Below are 16,613 nucleotides of genomic sequence, written 5' to 3'. Positions count from 1 at the left end.
GCCGACGGGCGCGGGTCCCCGTCCCCGCTCGGGGACGCGCGGTCTCAGGGCTGCGCCGTCAGGCGGAAGCTCTGTGACGCGGAGTCGTCGCAGCTTCGCTGGACGAGTTGCACCGAGTTGGTCGCCGCCGTGGTGGCCACGGCGAGGCACTTGCCGCTGTGGCGCGCCACGAAGTGCTGGGCGCCGGACGGTTCCGCGACCGGCCGCCACTGCTGGTTGGTGCCTCCGGCGTAGGCCCAGAGCTGGACGGGGGCGTTGTCGGCGGTGGAGCGGTCGGTGACGTCGACCACCTGGGCCGGGTCGTTGCGGCTCGCGAGGCGCACGTAGCCGCCGTCCGTCGCGGTGAGGCGGAACTGCTGGGCCCCCGTGCCGTTGCACGCGTACTGCTGCACGGCCGTGCCGTTGGCCGTCGACGCCGCGCGGGAGTCGACGCACAGGCCGTTGGCCCGGGAGGTGAGGGTGTTCCAGGGACCGGTGGACGCGGGGGCGCCGCCCAGCCACTTGAGGGCGTCGACCAGGAACCGGTTCTGGGTGGCGGAGGCGAAGGTGGACGAGGTGCGGGTGTTGGTGGCGTAGTTCATCGCGTTGTGGCCGAAGTTGGCGTACAGCATGCGGTACTTGGTGTTCGTCCAGACGATGGGGTAGTCACCGCTGTACCAGGACTGGTTCGGGTCGGTGCCGAGCGGGAAGCTGACCGGGTCCACCGAGGCGAGCACCTTGATGGAGGGGTTGGCCCGCAGGTTGTTGGACCAGCTGTACCACTCGCTGACCGCCGAGGTCCACGTCGGCGGGAGTGACGCGGCGGCGGGGTGTCCCGCGTTCTCGGTGCGCAGGACCGCCGTGGTGGGACCCCAGGTGTTGGAGCGGAAGTTGCCGCTGCCCAGGAAGTCGTCGTAGTACCAGCTCCAGGCGGACGCTTCGGTGGTGAAGGCGGAGACGTGGAAGCCGAGCCAGGCGCCGCCGCCCCGGACGTAGCGCTCGAAGCCCGTGCGCTGGGCGGCCGTCTTGGGCGCGTCGTCGAGGAAGAGCACGACGTCGTAGGCGTCCACGCCGCCGCCCGCGAGGATGTTCCAGTCGTTGCTGGAGGTGTAGGAGAAGTTGTTGGCCGCCGCCGTCTTCGGGAACCAGTCGTTGGCTTCCTTGACGAAGTCGATGTGGGCCGCGTCCCAGGTGCCGGAGTAGAGGGCGAGCACGCGGAAGTCGGGGGCGGCGGGGGCCGCCTGGGCGGGCGGCCCGACCGTGCCCAGGAGCAGCGCCGTCAGTGCGATCAGGCCCAGCAGGAGTCGTTTCACGGGTAGCTCACCAGGTTCGCCACGTTGGTGGAGGAGTTGGACGGGCCGCCGCGGTCGTTGACGACGTGGCGGATCGTGCCGGTGCCGCCGAGGGAGACGGTGACCATGGAGCGGAAGCGGACGTCGGGCCGGTTGGGCGCCTCGATGGCGTGCTCGGCGGTGACACCGGGGTTGACGTTGAAGTAGCAGTAGCTGCCGAGGCCGTAGGCCTGGTGGCTGGTGACGGAGTCGGCGACCTTGTACGCGGCGTAGCCCTGGGTCGCACCGTTCGTCCAGGCTGCCTGGTTGGGCGGGTCGTAGGGCATCTCGTTCTGGTAGAAGTACGTGCGGCCCCGGTTGCCGTTCCACACGGTCTGGTACTTCTGGTAGTGCTCGACGAACAGGCCGTACAGGGTGACGTCGTCGCCGTTGACGACCAGGCCGGTGTCCGCGGTGTTCGTGGTCCAGCCGACGCCGCTGCCGTGGTCGGCCCGCCAGATCCACATGTGGTCGCCGATGACGTGGTCGCTGTTGACGACCAGGCTGGTGGTGGCCTTGCCGACGCCGGCGCCGCCGATGCGGAAGTAGACGTCGTGCAGCGAGCTGGGGTTCGCCGCGTGGGAGGCGGACGACCCGGCGGGCCCGATCTCCAGGAGCGACGGGGAGTTGACCGTACCGGCGTCGAAGAGGACGCCCGCGATCTTCACGCCGTCGACGTCGGCGACGGTCATGGCCGTGATGCCGTTGTCGGGGACGAAGGTGGCCAGGCCCAGGCCGAGGACCACGGTGTCGGGACGGGTCACCCTCAGGGTCTGGTTGAGGTGGTAGACGCCCGGGGTGACCAGGAGGTCCTTGCCCGCGGCCAGCGCGGTGTTGATCTCGGCGGCGGTCGCGCCGGGCTTGACGACGTGGAAGCGGTCGATGCCGAGCTGCGTGCCGGGTCCGGTGCCGGAGGCCCATGTGGTGCCGGTGGAGTCGGCGCGGGTGGCGGGCACGACGACCTTGTACGCGCCGGTGGCGTCGACGGTGAGGTAGGGCTTCTCGCGTACGACGGGGGTGCGGTCGACGGTCGTGTGCGGCGGGTTGGGGAAGCTGTTGCCGGGCACGCCCTGGCTGCCGACGAAGACCATGTTCCAGTTCGACCCCGTCCAGGAGGCGAGCTGGGAGTTGCGGGTCAGCCACTGCTGCTGGGTGCCGGAGCGCACCTGGCCGTCGACCTTGGTGTCGGCCATGAAGCCGCCGCTGGACCAGCCGCCGTCGCTGAGCTCCAGGTTTCCGCGCACGTGCATGCGGCGGTACGCGGACGCCTGGGAGACGGCCCAGCGGTCGGTGCCGCCGGTGGGGTTGACCGAGAGGTTCTCCGCGCCGCGCCAGAAGTTCTGCGTGGCGTTCTGCGGCGGGAACCAGTCGGCCTCGACGTGCACGGCGCCGTTGATGGTCACCGAGTCGGGCGACTGGCCCAGGCCCGCGACCTGGGTGTAGAAGCCGACGTTGACGTCGTTGGCGTAGGTGCCGGGCTTGAACAGGACGGCGTAGCGGTCCGGGCCGAACTGGTTGGTCTCCTGGCGCTGGAAGATGGTGTTGAGCCTGCTCTGGATGCTCGACGAGGGCATGGAGGGGTCGAACACCACGACGTTGGGCCCGAGGTCGACGTCGCCGGGCGCGGTGGCGACCGGGGTGACGCGGAAGCGCTGGGCGGCCGTGCCGTTGCAGGCGTACTGGACCAGCTGGACGCTGTCGGCGGTGGAGCCGCCCGGGACGTCGAGGCACTTGGCGCTGTTGCGGTTGACCAGGCGGAAGGTGCCGTCGCCCTCGTCGACGGCCCGCCACTGCTGGTTGGTGCCGCCGCCGTAGGTCCACAGCTGGACCTTCGCGTTGTCGGCGGTGGAGACGCCGGTGACGTCGAGGACCTGCGCGGCGTCGTTGCGGCTGCCGAGCCTGACGTACCCGTCGGAGGTGGCGGAGACGGTCCACTGCTGTGCGGTGGTGGTGTTGCACGCGTACTGCTGGACGGCGGTGCCGTTGGCGGTCGACGCGGCGCGGGCGTCGAGGCACTTGCCGCTGCCCGCGTTCACGACCGTGACCGTGCCGGTGGGTATCTCGGCGGCGGCAGCGGCGGCGTGGGCGGGCGCCGGGGCGAGGGCGACGAGCGCCGAGCAGTACAGCGCTCCGGCGGCCAGGGCGGCGCCGGGCCGGCGGGTGCGCGAGCGCGTTCGGGTGCGGGCGGGGCGCCGGGTTCCGGCCCCGCTGGGGACGAGTTGCATGGCGGCTCCTTGGTGGGGGTGGCGGATCAGCCGTTGTACGCGGCGAAGACCCGGGTGAACTCCCAGGGCTGCTGGCCGATGCCGGAGCAGGTGTCCGCGCCGCCGCCGGTGCACGGGCGGTCGCGGTTGACCGACCAGAAGGTGAGGCGGGCCAGGTGGCGCTGCTGCGCGTAGGCGAGGATGGTGCGGAAGTCGGCCGGGGTGATGGTCTCGCCCACGTCGGTGACGCCGTTCATCGAGGAGATGCCGGTGTGCCGGTACGCCTGGTCGTCGCCGTAGCCGTACGCGTTCTTCACCGCGGTCTTGAGGCCCTCGGCGGCGCGGACCGTCAGGGTGCCCATGTTCTGGCCGTTGCCGCCGAAGTTGAACGGCATGATGGTCCAGCTGTCCACGGTGAGCCCGGCCGCCGCCGCCCGGTTGATCAGGCTGGTGTCCGGGCCGTTCTGCCCGGTGCCGAAGGTGACGTACACCTTCAGGCCGGGGTTGCGGCTCTTGACAGTCTTCAGCGCGTCGACCGTGCGCTGCTGGACCGCCGGGCTGTCGTAGGCCTCGGCCTCGATGTCGATGTCGATGGCCTTGAGTGCGTACGCGTTGATGACCTTCTGGTACGCGTCGGCGAGCTCCCCGGCGCTGGAGCAGGAGCTCTCCAGCTTGTTGCCGCTCCAGCCGCCGAACGACGGGATGACGTCGCCCCCGGCGGCGCGCACCGTGGTGACCGTCTGCTGGTCGACGCCGCCGGTGAGCGGGCGGCCGCCGTCCCACTGCGGGTTGCAGTAGCCGTTGCTGAGGACGAAGGCGAGGGTGAACCACTTCACGCCGGTGGCGTTCATGACCGTGACCGGGCTGGGCGGGCTGCCCCAGCCGTTGTACAGGTACGGGGCCACCGCCATGGTGCCGCCGGGGACCGGGTCGGTGCCGCCGCCCGGCACGGTCCACTTCTGGTTGGCGGCGCCGGTGCAGCTCCAGATCTGCAGCGGCGTGCCGTTGGCGGAGCTGTTGCCCGTGGCGTCCAGGCACTTGCCGGACTGCGGGTTGACGAGGTCCCGGGCGGCGTTGGCGGTCCAGCGCTGGGCGGCGCTGCCGTTGCAGGCGTAGAGCCGGACCCGGGTGCCGTTCGCGGTGCCGCCGGAGGCGACGTCGAGGCACTTGCCGAGCGCTCTGACGGTGCCGTCGGCGCCGACGTCCCAGGTCTGGGCGGCGGTCCCGTTGCAGTCGTAGAGCTGGACGGCGGTGCCGTCCGCGGGGTTGGCGCCCGCGACGTCGACGCACTTGCCGCCGAGGCCGGTGATACGTCCGGCGGCGGCCGACGCGGGCGCGCCGGTGGCGAGGGTCAGGCTGCCCGCGGCGACGCAGAGGGCGGCGAGGGTCAGCGGTAGTCGGCCGGGGGTGCGGGGGAACTTCATGGGGGGTCCTCTCGACAGGCGGACGGGCTCGTCGGCGGGGCGGGGCGAAGCGGGGATCGCCGGGCGGTGCGGTGCGGTGGTGGCACGGGGAGCCGGGTCCGCCCGGCTCTTGGGACCCGCGAACGGGGTCACGTCCATGAACGTCGTCTCGCGTTCTGAGCCGGGAACCTAAAGGTCTGAACCAGACACGTCAAGACCGTGCGCCTTCGGGTCTTGAACGCACAACTGCCGTGCGGGCGCTGACCTTTGAGGACGCATCCGCTCCGGCGTGAAGTATTGACGGCGCGGCGGTACCGCTGTTGACTCACCACCGTCGCGCCGGAACCGGTTCCGACAGCGATGTCAGCGCTGCCCGAGGAGGCCCCTCGATGCCCGTCACCATCTCCGACGTCGCCCGTGCGGCGGGGGTCAGCAAGAGCACGGTGTCGCGGGTCCTCAACACCGGTGCGGAGGTGGACGCGGCCACCGCGGTCCGCGTTCGTGAAGTGATCGACGCCCTCGGCTACGTACCGCGCCTGGGCGCCGTCGGACTGGCCCGGGGCAGCAGCCGGACCATCGGCATGTTCATCCCGTCGCTCACCTGGCCGTGGATGGGCGAGGTGGTCCAGGGCGTCGCCGACGCCGTCGAGGCGGCCGGCTACGGGATGCTGCTGTTCACCGCCGGCGGCGGTCCACGCTCGACGGCCCACTTCACCGCCCAGTTCTCCGCCCGCGCCTTCGACGGACTGCTGGTGATCGTGCCCGAGGGCAGCCTCGGGCCCGTCCTCGACATGCACCGCAGGGGCCTGCCCGTCGTCCTCATCGACGACCACGGCCACCACCGCCCCGAGCTGCCCTCGGTCGCCACCACCAACCGCGCGGGCGGCGCCGCCGCGGCGGCCCGGCTGCACGCCGCGGGCCGCCGCCGCCCCCTGGTGGTCACGGGTCCGCCGCGCTTCGGATGCGTACGGGACCGGCTGGCGGGATTCCGTACGGCACTGCGCCCCGCGCTGTCGCTCGACGGCGAGTTCACCGAGGAGACCGGCCGCACGGCCGTGGAACACGCCCTCGCGCGAGGGGTCGGCTTCGACTCGGTCTTCGCGCACAACGACCTCATCGCGGCCGGCGCCCTGCGCGCGCTGCGGGCCGCCGGACGCACCGTCCCCGACGACGTCGCCGTCGTCGGCTTCGACGACCTGCCGATGGCCCGGCACACCGACCCGGCCCTGACCACGGTCCGTCAGCCGATGCGCGCGATGGGCGCGGGCGCCGCGCAGCTGCTGCTGGACGGCCTGGGCGGTGCGCCGTTGACGCGCGAGCCGCTGGTCCTGCCCACCGAACTCGTCGTACGGGACTCCGCCTGACCGCAAGGTCCGCGCACGCACCCGCCGCACCGTGGACGAGACCGGCCGGGTCCGGCCCCGCTCAAAATGGGGTAAAGCCCGTCAATCGAACCGTAAAATATGCGTTATACATCGGTCTTCCTTAGCTCGTGCGGGTGAATCCGCGCAGGCCGGGCGGGCCTTGGCCGATCTAGGTTCGGCGTGAACGGCTGATGCCACCATCCAACCTGGAGAGGTCATGCCCTACGCCTCCGCCTCCGACCGGTCCGAACCCCTAGCGCCCCTGCCCCCGCTCCCACCGCTCTCCGTCCCCTCCTTCGCCCGCCCCGAGACGGCCTTCCCGCACGAGGAGTCCGACCCGCGCCAGGTGTACGACGCGATCCGCGACGAACTGCTCCTCGACGGCCGCACCCGCCTGAACCTCGCCACCTTCGGCACCACGTGGATGGAGGACGAGGCACGCCGGCTGATGTTCGAGACGGCCGACAAGAACCTCGTGGACACCGAGGAGTACCCGCAGGTCGCCGACATGGAGGCGCGCTGCGTGCGGATGCTCGCCGACCTGTGGCACGCCCCGGACCCGGCCGGGGCCACCGGCTGCTCCACCACCGGCTCCAGCGAGTCCGCCATGCTGGCCGGCCTCGCCCTCAAGCGCCGCTGGGAGCACCGTCGGCGGGCGGCGGGCAAGGACACCGCGCGGCCGAACATCGTGGCCGGCGCCAACGTCCAGGTCTGCTGGAAGAAGTTCTGCTCGTACTTCGACGTCGAGCCGCGCCTGGTGCCGCTGGCGCCGGGCCGGCTGCACCTGACGCCCGAGATGCTCGGCCAGTACTGCGACGAGCGCACCGTCGGCGTGGTCGGCATCCTCGGCTCCACCTTCGACGGGTCCTACGAGCCGATCGCCGACCTGTGCCTCGCCCTGGACGGCATCGAGCACGCGACCGGCCACGACATCCCGGTCCACGTCGACGGCGCATCCGGCGCCCTGGTCGCGCCCTTCCTCGACCCGGACCTGATGTGGGACTTCCAGCTGTCGCGGGTGGCCTCGATCAACACCTCGGGCCACAAGTACGGCCAGGTCTTCCCCGGCCTCGGCTGGGCCCTGTGGCGCGACGCGGACGCCCTGCCCGCCGACCTCGTGCACCACGTCGACTACCTGGGCGGCGAGATGAACACCTTCTCGCTCACCTTCACCCGCCCCGCGTCCCACGTGGCGGCCCAGTACTACACCTTCCACCGCTACGGCCACGAGGGCATGCGGCGGCTGCACCAGGAGTCGCGCCGCACCGCCCGCGCGGTGGCCGCGGGCATCGCCGAGATCGAGATGTTCGACCTCTTCACGGACGGCAGCCAGCTGCCCGCCTTCGCGTTCCGGGTCAGCGACCGCGCGCACGCCCTCGGACTGCACGAGCGCGACGTCGCCCAGGCGATGCGCGCCCGCGGCTGGCAGGTCCCGGCCTACCCGCTGCCCACGGGCCTGGCGGACACCTGGGCGCTGCGCGTGGTGGTGCGCACCGGGTTCACCCCGCGCCTGGCGTCCCTCTTCCTGGACGACCTGCGCCAGACGGCCCGGACGCTGTGCTCGCAGACCCTGGCGACGACACCGGCCTGACGCCCGGGCGCCTCGTCGGAGCGGTCGCGTGCTGCCGTTCCCGGCCTCCGCCGGGGACGGCAGCACGCGATCGCCCCCGTGCCCGCGGGACCCCATGTCGACTACCGGTGTGCCGAGTCCACCGCACCGGGACGTCCACGACCGGTGTGCCGGATTCACCGCACCGGACGCCCCCGCCCGTGCGACCATGACGCTCGTGCACGGCCGGGACGGGGCACTCGTCCTGCGGGGTTCGCGGCGGCCGACTCCCCGCCGGGGAGGGCAGGTTCATGGGCGAGCGCGAGGAACTGCTGGCCGCGGTCCGCGGCAGGGTGGAGCGGGTGGCGGCCACCGGGGACGGGTCCGCGGTCCTGGATCCCGCCGCCTTCGCCGAGGCGTGGTCCCTGGCCAGGATGTCCGAGGCCGGCGTCGACCTCGGTCTCGACGCCCGGCACGTCCTCGGCTGGCTGCACCACTACCGCGCCGCGTTCGCTGCCCCGGAGCAGGCGGGGACCGACAAGCGGCTCCCGGAGCAGGCGGTGACCGACCGACGGCTCGCGGTCCACTGGCTCACCGAGTGCTTCGTGGCGGGCCGGGAGCCGCTGCCCGAGGTACTGCTCGCGTCCCTCGCCGAACAGGCGGTGCCCGCCGCGCTGCGGCTGCTGGGCCTGGCCCAGTCGACGTTCGACCCGGCGGTGCTGGAGAAGGCCCTCGACCTGTGTCGGCGCGTGGTCGGCGCCCTGCCCGAGGACCACCGCGCCCGTCCCGCGATGCTGTCCAACCTGGGGACGGCCCTGCTCATCCGGTCCGTCCACACCGCGTCCCTCGCGGACCTGGACCAGGCGCTCCAGATGGCCCGCGCGGCCGTGCGGACCGTTCCCGGCGAGGACCCCGAACGGCCGCGCTACCTGTCCAACCTGGGCCTGGTCCTGCGGGCACGGTTCGAGCGCGCGGGGGTGCCGGCCGACCTGGACGAGGCCGTGGAGGCCCTGCGCGCCGCCGCGGGGGCCACCGCCCCCGACGATCCCGACCGGGTGGACCGCCTGTACCACCTGGGTCTCGCCCTGGGCGTGCGCTTCGAGCGCACGGCGGCCCTCGCGGACCTCGACGAGGAGGCGGAGGTGCTGCGCACCGCGGCCCGTACCGCCCCCGCCGGCCATCCCGACCGGGCCAGGTACCAGTCCGTCCTCGGCGGCGTCCTGCGCACCCGGTTCGAGCGCACCGGGGACGCGCGCGACCTCGACGAGGGGGTGCGGCTGGCCCGTGCCGCCGTCCAGGCCGCTCCCGAGGACCGCCACGACCGCGCCCAGGGGCTGTCCGGGCTCTCCTTCGTCCTGGTCTCCCGGTTCCACGCCACGGGAACGGCGGCCGATCTGGACGAGGCGGTGGCGGCGTCCCGGGAGGCCGTCCGCGTCGCGCCCGTCAACTACCCGGTGGCCGACCGGGCGATGCTGCTGTTCGGGCTCGGCGCCGCCCTGCGGGTGCGCTACGAGCACGCGCGCTCGGGGGCGGACCTGGACGAGGCCGTGGAGGCGATGCGCCGCGCCGTCGACAGCACGCCCGCCGACTACCCCCTGCGCGCCACCTACCAGGCCGCCCTCGGCGACGCCCTGCGCGAGCGCTCCGAGCGGGACGGCGCCGCGCGGCGGGACCGGGCGGAGCAACTGGCCCTGTGGACCCGGACGGTGGAGGAGCGGGGCGCCGCACCGCGGCTGCGCGTCCTGACGGCGCGCGAGGCGGCGCGGTGGGCGGCCGACTCGGACCCGGCCCTCGCCGCCCGCCTCCTGGAACAGGCGGTCCTGCTGCTGCCCGAACTGGCGCCGCGCCGCCTCGAACGCGGTGACCAGCAGTACGTCCTCGGCGCGCTCGCCCCGGGCCTGGCCGCCGAAGCGGCCTCCCTGGCGCTCGCCGACCCCACCGTCGACGCCCGGGAGCGGCCGGCGCGGGCGCTGCGGCTCGCGGAGGCGGGACGTGCCGTGCTGCTGTCCCAGGCGCTGGAGACCCGCGGCGACCTGACCGACCTCGACGAGGAACACCCGGACCTGGCCGAGCGCTTCCGCGCGCTGCGGGCCCTGCTGGACCAGGACCAGGGCGCCGTCCGGGACCAGAGCGCATCGGCGGGAGACCTGCCGGAGCCACCGGACCACGCGGGCCCGCGCCGCCGCGCGCGCCACGAACCGGCCGGGGAGCTGGAGGCGTTGCTGGTCCGCATCCGCGCCTGCGAGGGGTTCGCCGCCTTCGGGCTGCCGCCCACGCTCGACGAGCTCCGGGCCGAGGCGGCGCAGGGACCGGTGGTGACCTTCAACATCAGCCGCTACCGCAGCGACGCGCTCCTGCTCACGCGCGACGGCGTCACCTCCTGCCCGCTGCCCCTGCTCACCGAGAAGGCCGTCGTCGAGCAGGTGAACGCCTTCCACGAGGCGCTGGCCGAGACGACCGCCCCGGACGGCCGGCGCGTCGATGCCCAGCGGACGCTGTGCCGGGTCCTCGCCTGGCTGTGGGACGCCGCCGCCGAACCGGTCCTGTCCGCCCTGGCCGACGAGCTCCGGCCCGCCGGCCCCGAGCTGCCCCGGCTGTGGTGGGCTCCCGGCGGCATGCTCGGGCTGCTGCCCCTGCACGCCGCGGGACACCACGCGTCCCCGGGGCAGGGGCCGCACGGCCGTACGGTCCTGGACCGGGTCGTCTCCTCGTACACGCCCACGGTCCGCGCCCTGCGCCACGCCCGGCGCCCCCGCCCCCTGGACACCGGGGACCTGAGGTCGCTGATCGTCGCCATGCCGACCACCCCCGGCCTCGCGCGACTGCCGTACGTCCCCGAGGAAGCCCGCCGCCTCGCCGCACTGCTGCCCCGCCCGACGCTGCTGACCGAGCCCGCACCCGACCCCGGCGCGGGCGCCCCGGCCCCACCCGCGGACCGCACCCCCACCCTGGCCGCGGTCCTGGCGCGGCTGCCCGAGTGCGCCGTCGCCCACTTCGCCTGCCACGCGGTCGGCGACCGCACCGACCCCTCCCTGAGCCGGCTGTTCCTGCACGACCACGCGAGCGCGCCGCTGACCGTCGCCGCCCTGGCCCGGGTCAGCCTCGGCCGCGCGCGGCTGGCCTTCCTCTCCGCCTGCGGCACCGCCGACCCCGGCCGGGCGGACCTGCTCGACGAGTCCATCCACCTCGCCGGGGCGTTCCAGCTCGCCGGGTTCCCGCACGTCGTGGCCACCCTGTGGCCGATCGACGACCGCCTGGCCGTCACGATCGCGGAGTCCTTCTACGCGCAGCTGGCGGAGGGCCCGTCCGGACCGTTCGACCCCGACCGGTCGGCGACCGCCCTGCACCACGCCATCAGGGCGGTACGGGACCGCTACCCGAGGACCCCGTCCCTGTGGGCCTCCCACCTGCACACGGGCGCCTGAACCCGACGCGGCACGAGGCTTCCGCGGCCGCCGAGTGACACGTGCACACGAAGGGGCCATCCGACGTTTCCTTGTTCTTTGCATGACAACACTTCCGGGGTCACCCGTGGGCTCCTAGCCTTCGCATGCACCGCCCCCACCCCCCTTACCCCCGGAGGTAGCCGTGTCCGGCGCGTCCAGCAAACGCCGCACCGCCCTTCTTTCCGCACTCGGCCTGGCGGCCGCCTCCGCAGGCCTGTGGGCCGGGCTCGGCGGCACCTCGTCGGCCCGGGCCGCCGCGACCGTGCCCACCCCCGACCACGTGGTCGTCGTGGTCTTCGAGAACCACGCCTACAACCAGGTGATCGGCAGCTCCAGCGCCCCGTACATCAACTCGCTCAAGTCGGGCGGGGCCAACCTGACGGCGTCGTACGCCCAGACGCACCCGAGCCAGCCGAACTACTTCGCGCTGTTCTCCGGGTCCACCCAGGGCATCACCGACGACAGTTGCTACACCCCGGGCTTCTCGTCGCAGCCCAACCTGGCCTCGGAGCTCATCGCCAAGGGCAAGACCTGGGCGAGCTACAACGAGACGCTGCCCAGCCAGGGTTCGACCACGTGCAGCAGCGGCAAGTACGCCCGCAAGCACAACCCGTGGTTCGGCTTCTCCAACGTCCCGACCTCGTCGGCGTACACCTTCGCGCAGTTCCCCACCGACTACACGAAGCTGCCGCAGGTGTCCTTCGTCGTGCCGAACCTGTGCAGCGACATGCACGACTGCTCGGTCGGCACCGGTGACACCTGGCTGAAGAACAACCTGGGCGCGTACGCGACCTGGGCGAAGACCCACAACAGCGTCCTCGCCGTGACCTTCGACGAGGACAACAGGCTCGCGGGCAACCGCATCGCCACGGTCCTGTACGGCCAGCCGGTCACCCCCGGCGCGTCGTCCTCGACCACGTACAACCACTACAGCCTCCTGCGCACCATCGAGGACATGTACGGCACCGCGCACGCGGGACAGGCCGCCAACGCGTCCCCGATCACGGGCATCTGGACGTCGTGACGTGTACGTAGCGGACAGTCGCAGCACCCCCGCGACGGCCGCGCCCGCCGCCCGGAGCACCCGCTCCGGGCGGCGGTCCGCCCTCGCACCCACCGTGTTCGCGCTCGGCACGGTCAGCCTGGTCACGGACGTCTCCTCGGAGATGGTCACGGCCGTGCTCCCGCTGTACCTGGTGGCGGGCCTCGGCCTCTCACCGCTCGGCTTCGGGCTCCTGGACGGCGTGTACAACGGGGCGAGCGCCCTCGTCCGGCTCGTGGGCGGGCACCTGGCCGACCGCGGCGGACGCCACAAGCCGGTCGCGGTGCTCGGATACGGGCTCTCCGCGCTGTGCAAACCCCTTCTGCTGCTGGCCGGTTCGCTCCCGGCGATCGCGGCCGTGCTCGCCGTGGACCGCACCGGCAAGGGGCTGCGCACCGCGCCGCGCGACGCCCTGATCTCGCTGGCGTCGCCCGGGGAGTCCCGGGGCAGGGCGTTCGGCGTGCACCGCGCGATGGATACGGCCGGGGCCCTGCTCGGTCCGCTGGTCGCCTTCCTGATCCTGCGTCAGGCGGTGGACGGTTACGACGCGGTGTTCACGGTCAGCTTCTGCGTGGCCTTGCTCGGCGTGCTCGTGCTGCTGCTCTTCGTGCCGTCGCGCCCCGCGCGGCCCGCCCCCGCCCGCGCCACTGCTGAAGGACAGGGCGCCCCGCGCGCCTCGCTGAAGGCCGCGCTGGCCCTGCTGCGAGTGCGCGAGGTGCGCCGACTCGCCCTCTGCGCGGTCCTGTTGGGCCTCGCCACGGTGAGCGACTCGTTCGTCTACCTGCTGCTCCAGCGGCGCCTCGGCGTCAGCGACCGCTGGTTCGCGCTACTGCCGCTGGGCACCGCGGCGGCCTTCCTGCTGCTCGCCGTCCCGCTGGGCCGGCTGGCCGACCGGGTGGGCGGTTGGCGGGTCTTCCTCGGCGGGCACGTCGCGCTGCTGTGCGTGTACGCGGCGCTGCTCACCGGCTGGCGGGGCGACGCCCTGCCCTATCTGGTGCTGGCCCTGCACGGCGCGTTCTACGCGGCCACCGACGGGGTGCTGATGGCCGCGGCCGCCGGTCCCGTACCAGCCGAACTGCGTTCCTCCGGGCTCGCGTTGGTCCAGACGGGCCAGGCGCTGGCCCGGTTCGCCTGCTCGATCGGCTTCGGCGCGGCGTGGACCGCGTGGGGCGACCGGACGGCGCTCGGCACGGCGACCGCGCTGCTCGTGGTGTGCGCCACGGGGGCGCTCGCCCTGCGCCCCGCCGTACCGATGCGGGGCGACGTCCCCTCACCCGCGAACTCCGAGGAGCGTTCCGCATGACCCTGCGCCTGAAGGTCCTCGTCCTGCTGGTCGCGGTCGTCCTGCTGGGCGGCGTCGCCACCGCGTCGCTGCTGCACGCCTCGGACCGGGCCGCCGAGAAGGACCGGCCCCAGGCGGGCGGTCCGGCCGTGACGGACGGGCTGATCTCCCTCTCCCCCGGCGGCGGCCGCCGGATCGTCTTCCGCAACATGGCCTGGGGGCCGCACCGCGACGAGCTGGTCAGCGTCCCCGCCGCCGCGCCCGGTGGCGGGCGCACCGCGTCCGGCGTGAAGTGCCTGCGCTTCCACGCGGCGGGCGGCACCGGGATCTGCCTCCAGGCCCGGCACGGCGCGGTCGGTGACACCTACCGCGCGGTGGTCCTGGACGCCGGGCTCAAGGAGGGGGCGCACTACCCGCTGCCCGGCATCCCCAGCCGGGCCCGGGTCTCCCCGTCGGGCCGGTTCGCGGCGTGGACGGTGTTCGTCGGCGGCGACTCGTACGCGGGGACGAACTTCTCCACCCGTACGGCCGTCCTGGACACCCGCACCGGCCGGCTCACCTCCTCGCTCGAAGAGTTCGAGGTCGTGAAGGACGGCAGGATCCACCACGCCGCGGACACCAACTTCTGGGGCGTCACCTTCTCCCGCGACGACCGGCACTTCTACGCGACCATGGCGACCGGCGGCGCGACCTACCTGGTGCGCGGCGACCTGGTCGCGCGTTCGGTGACGACGCTCCACCGGAACGTCGAGTGCCCGTCCCTCTCCCCCGACGAGACCCGGATCGTCTACAAGAAGCGCGTCGCGGGCGCCCCCGCCGACGCCCCGTGGCGCCCGTACGCGCTGGACCTGCGCACCCTGCGCGAGACCGCGCTCGCAGAGCGGCGCAGCGTGGACGACCAGGCCGTCTGGCTGGACGACCGCACGGTCGCGTACTCGCTGCCCGGCGACTTCGGCGCGGACCTGTACACCCTGCCGGCGGACGGCACGGGCGCGCCCAGGCGCCTGATGACGGCGGGGCTCGCCCCCGTTCCGCTCGGCTGACGACCGGGGCGCCGGCCGGTGCCTCAGGGCAGCAGCTGGGCCCTGCGCCAGGCGGCGCGTACGGTCGCGCCGCGGATGACACCGATCTCGGTGAAGAAGGCGACCACGCGCTCGGCGCTGCGCTGGAGCACCAGGCGGCGGTGCGGGCTCTGGCGCGCCACCTGCGCGGCCAGCCGCGGGTCGAGGCCGACGGCGGCGTACACGCGCGGGTGGCCGAGGGTGCGCATCACGGCGAGGATGACCTCGGCCGTCACCAGGCGCACCACCGCCCGCTCCCAGCGCGGCGCGGCGACCAGCTGGCGGCGCAGCTCCTCGCGGGCGTAGCGGACGTGCCGGGCCTCCTCGACGACGTGGATGCGGGTGGCGCCGCGCAGCAGCGGCTGGACGCGTTCGTCGGAGAAGGTGAGCCGCTGGTTCCAGTCGAGGATCTCCTCCACGCACAGGGCCGCCGCGAAGGTGACGGTGGCGGTGCTCGCGGTCTTCAGGACGCGGCCGAGCTGGTGGTCGAGCGGGCGCGGGGCGTAGTCGGGGGTGGCCATCTTGTCCACGAGCCGGGCGAACATCATCGAGTGCCGGCACTCGTCGGCGATCTCGGTGAGCGCGTAGCGCACGTGCCCGCTGGTCAGGTCGCAGTCGTAGGCGTGGCGGACCAGGAGCTGCATCAGGATCGTCTCGAACCAGATGCCGGAGGCGGCGACCTGGGCGGCCTCGTGCCGGGAGAGGTCCATGCGCTGCTCAGGGCTCATCCCGTCCCACAGCGGTGTCCCGTACAGGGAGCACAGCTCCGGCGGGGTGAACCACTTGCCCTCCACCCAGTCGGCGTCCCAGTCCAGCTCGGTGTCGGGGTCGAAGGAGTGGCGTGCCGAGGCCTGGAGCAGGCGCTGGGCGGTGTGCTCGCGGTCACGCAGGGCGCCGAGCGCGTCGCTCAGAGCGGCCGGGGGCACGGTGGCGGTGGCTGCGGTCATCGGGGCCATCCTGTTCACGTCGACGACGTTACCGGCGGTTACCCCTTAGGAGACTGCTTGTCAGCAAGGCCGTCAAGACCTGCCGCACCGAACGGGCCGGGGGCGTGCGCCACGGCTCACGCCCCCGGCCGCGGTCAGGTGACTACGCCCCGGGCCGGCCGCCGTACGGCACCGTGATCAGTTCCATGGCGTGGCCCGCCGGGTCCATGAAGTACACCCCGCGACCGCCGTCATTGCGGTTGATCGCGTTCGGCTGCCGCTTGTGCGGGTCGGCGTAGTGCTCGATGCCGCGCTCCCGGATCCGCGCGTACGCGGCCTCGAACTCCTCCTCCGAGACGAGGAAGGCGTAGTGCTGCGGTGTGATGAGCTCCGCGGGGATGGCGGCGAAGTCCAGCGTGACGCCGTTGGCCAGGGCGACCGCGACGAACGGGCCCCACTCAGCGGTGATTTCGAGCCCCAGCAGGCCGGCGAAGAATTCGGCGGACTCCCGGTTGTCCCGGGCGTGGACGATCGTGTGGTTCAACTCGACTGACAAGGAATGCCTCCGAGGGCATGTCCCGACACCTCCATGCCTCACCCAGTCGGTGACCGGCACGCGATGTCCCCGCAGACATTAGCCGTACGATCCGATCGGCGGTAGCCGGTATCGCGCACCTCACCCGTCCGGAAACGAGCCGGGGCCCGCACCGTGACGGTGCGGACCCCGGTCGAGGACGAGAGCGTCCGAAATCAGGCGGGAACGATGTTCTCCGCCTGCGGGCCCTTCTGGCCCTGCGTGACGTCGAAGGACACGCGCTGGCCCTCCTGCAGCTCACGGAAGCCCTGGGTGGCGATGTTCGAGTAGTGGGCGAAGACGTCCGGGCCGCCGCCGTCCTGCTCGATGAAGCCGAAGCCCTTTTCCGAGTTGAACCACTTCACGGTTCCCTGTGCCATGACTTTCTCCTTCTGTAGGCAGAGGCCCCATCCGGAGATGTCCGGACAACAAACAGTGCGCCCTACGAGAAG

General features: G+C 73.1%; 12 protein-coding genes. 6 read left to right on the top strand and 6 right to left on the bottom strand.

Going from position 1 to position 16,613, the window contains the following annotated elements:
• Positions 1-44: 44 nt before the first annotated feature.
• The 3 genes from ABT160_RS29475 to ABT160_RS29465 are packed head-to-tail and all read right to left on the bottom strand — an operon-like array spanning position 45 to position 4,938.
• Positions 45-1,292 carry a ThuA domain-containing protein gene (locus ABT160_RS29475; RefSeq protein ID WP_351650920.1) on the bottom strand — a complete coding sequence of 416 codons (1,248 nt, stop codon included), beginning with the start codon at positions 1,290-1,292 and terminating at the stop codon, positions 45-47.
• On the bottom strand, positions 1,289-3,535 hold the full coding sequence (locus ABT160_RS29470; RefSeq protein WP_351650919.1) for a pectate lyase-like domain-containing protein: 2,247 nt from the start codon (positions 3,533-3,535) through the stop codon (positions 1,289-1,291). Before ABT160_RS29470 ends, ABT160_RS29475 begins: the two co-directional genes overlap by 4 nt.
• A gap of 26 nt (positions 3,536-3,561) precedes the next feature.
• Positions 3,562-4,938, bottom strand: coding sequence for an RICIN domain-containing protein (locus ABT160_RS29465; RefSeq protein WP_351650918.1), 1,377 nt, complete (start codon positions 4,936-4,938; stop codon positions 3,562-3,564).
• A gap of 368 nt (positions 4,939-5,306) precedes the next feature.
• Between ABT160_RS29465 and ABT160_RS29460 the strand changes: the two genes are divergently transcribed.
• The 6 genes from ABT160_RS29460 (at position 5,307) to ABT160_RS29435 (ending at position 14,643) form a co-directional block, all read left to right on the top strand.
• Positions 5,307-6,281, top strand: coding sequence for a LacI family DNA-binding transcriptional regulator (locus ABT160_RS29460; RefSeq protein WP_351650917.1), 975 nt, complete (start codon positions 5,307-5,309; stop codon positions 6,279-6,281).
• A gap of 217 nt (positions 6,282-6,498) precedes the next feature.
• Complete coding sequence (gad, locus tag ABT160_RS29455) at positions 6,499-7,872, top strand: glutamate decarboxylase (protein WP_351650916.1); 1,374 nt, start codon at positions 6,499-6,501, stop codon at positions 7,870-7,872.
• A 269-nt stretch (positions 7,873-8,141) separates the two neighbouring features.
• Positions 8,142-11,255: a CHAT domain-containing tetratricopeptide repeat protein gene (locus tag ABT160_RS29450; protein WP_351650914.1), complete on the top strand. Its 3,114-nt coding sequence runs from the start codon at positions 8,142-8,144 to the stop codon at positions 11,253-11,255.
• A 163-nt stretch (positions 11,256-11,418) separates the two neighbouring features.
• Positions 11,419-12,300: an alkaline phosphatase family protein gene (locus ABT160_RS29445; protein WP_351650913.1), complete on the top strand. Its 882-nt coding sequence runs from the start codon at positions 11,419-11,421 to the stop codon at positions 12,298-12,300.
• A gap of 1 nt (position 12,301) precedes the next feature.
• The gene (locus tag ABT160_RS29440) at positions 12,302-13,621 is read left to right on the top strand and encodes an MFS transporter (RefSeq protein ID WP_351650912.1); all 1,320 of its coding nucleotides are present in this window, start codon (positions 12,302-12,304) and stop codon (positions 13,619-13,621) included.
• On the top strand, positions 13,618-14,643 hold the full coding sequence (locus tag ABT160_RS29435) for a TolB-like translocation protein (protein ID WP_351650911.1): 1,026 nt from the start codon (positions 13,618-13,620) through the stop codon (positions 14,641-14,643). The genes ABT160_RS29440 and ABT160_RS29435 overlap by 4 nt, the downstream gene beginning before the upstream one ends.
• A gap of 23 nt (positions 14,644-14,666) precedes the next feature.
• On the opposite strand, the gene ABT160_RS29430 is transcribed toward ABT160_RS29435, so the two are convergent.
• From ABT160_RS29430 to ABT160_RS29420, 3 genes are all read right to left on the bottom strand, one after another.
• Entirely contained in the window at positions 14,667-15,608 is a 942-nt protein-coding gene (locus ABT160_RS29430) for an AurF N-oxygenase family protein (protein WP_502984324.1), read from the bottom strand.
• A 142-nt stretch (positions 15,609-15,750) separates the two neighbouring features.
• Entirely contained in the window at positions 15,751-16,143 is a 393-nt protein-coding gene (locus ABT160_RS29425; RefSeq protein WP_351650910.1) for a VOC family protein, read from the bottom strand.
• 194 nt (positions 16,144-16,337) lie between these two features.
• Complete coding sequence (locus ABT160_RS29420; RefSeq protein ID WP_007502648.1) at positions 16,338-16,541, bottom strand: cold-shock protein; 204 nt, start codon at positions 16,539-16,541, stop codon at positions 16,338-16,340.
• Between the last annotated feature and the right edge of the window lie 72 nt (positions 16,542-16,613).

The organism is Streptomyces sp. NPDC001941, from assembly GCF_040296945.1.
GTDB lineage: Bacteria > Actinomycetota > Actinomycetes > Streptomycetales > Streptomycetaceae > Streptomyces.
The sequence above is the reverse complement of the archived record's forward strand: the minus strand, read 5'-3'. Positions and strand labels throughout refer to the sequence as shown.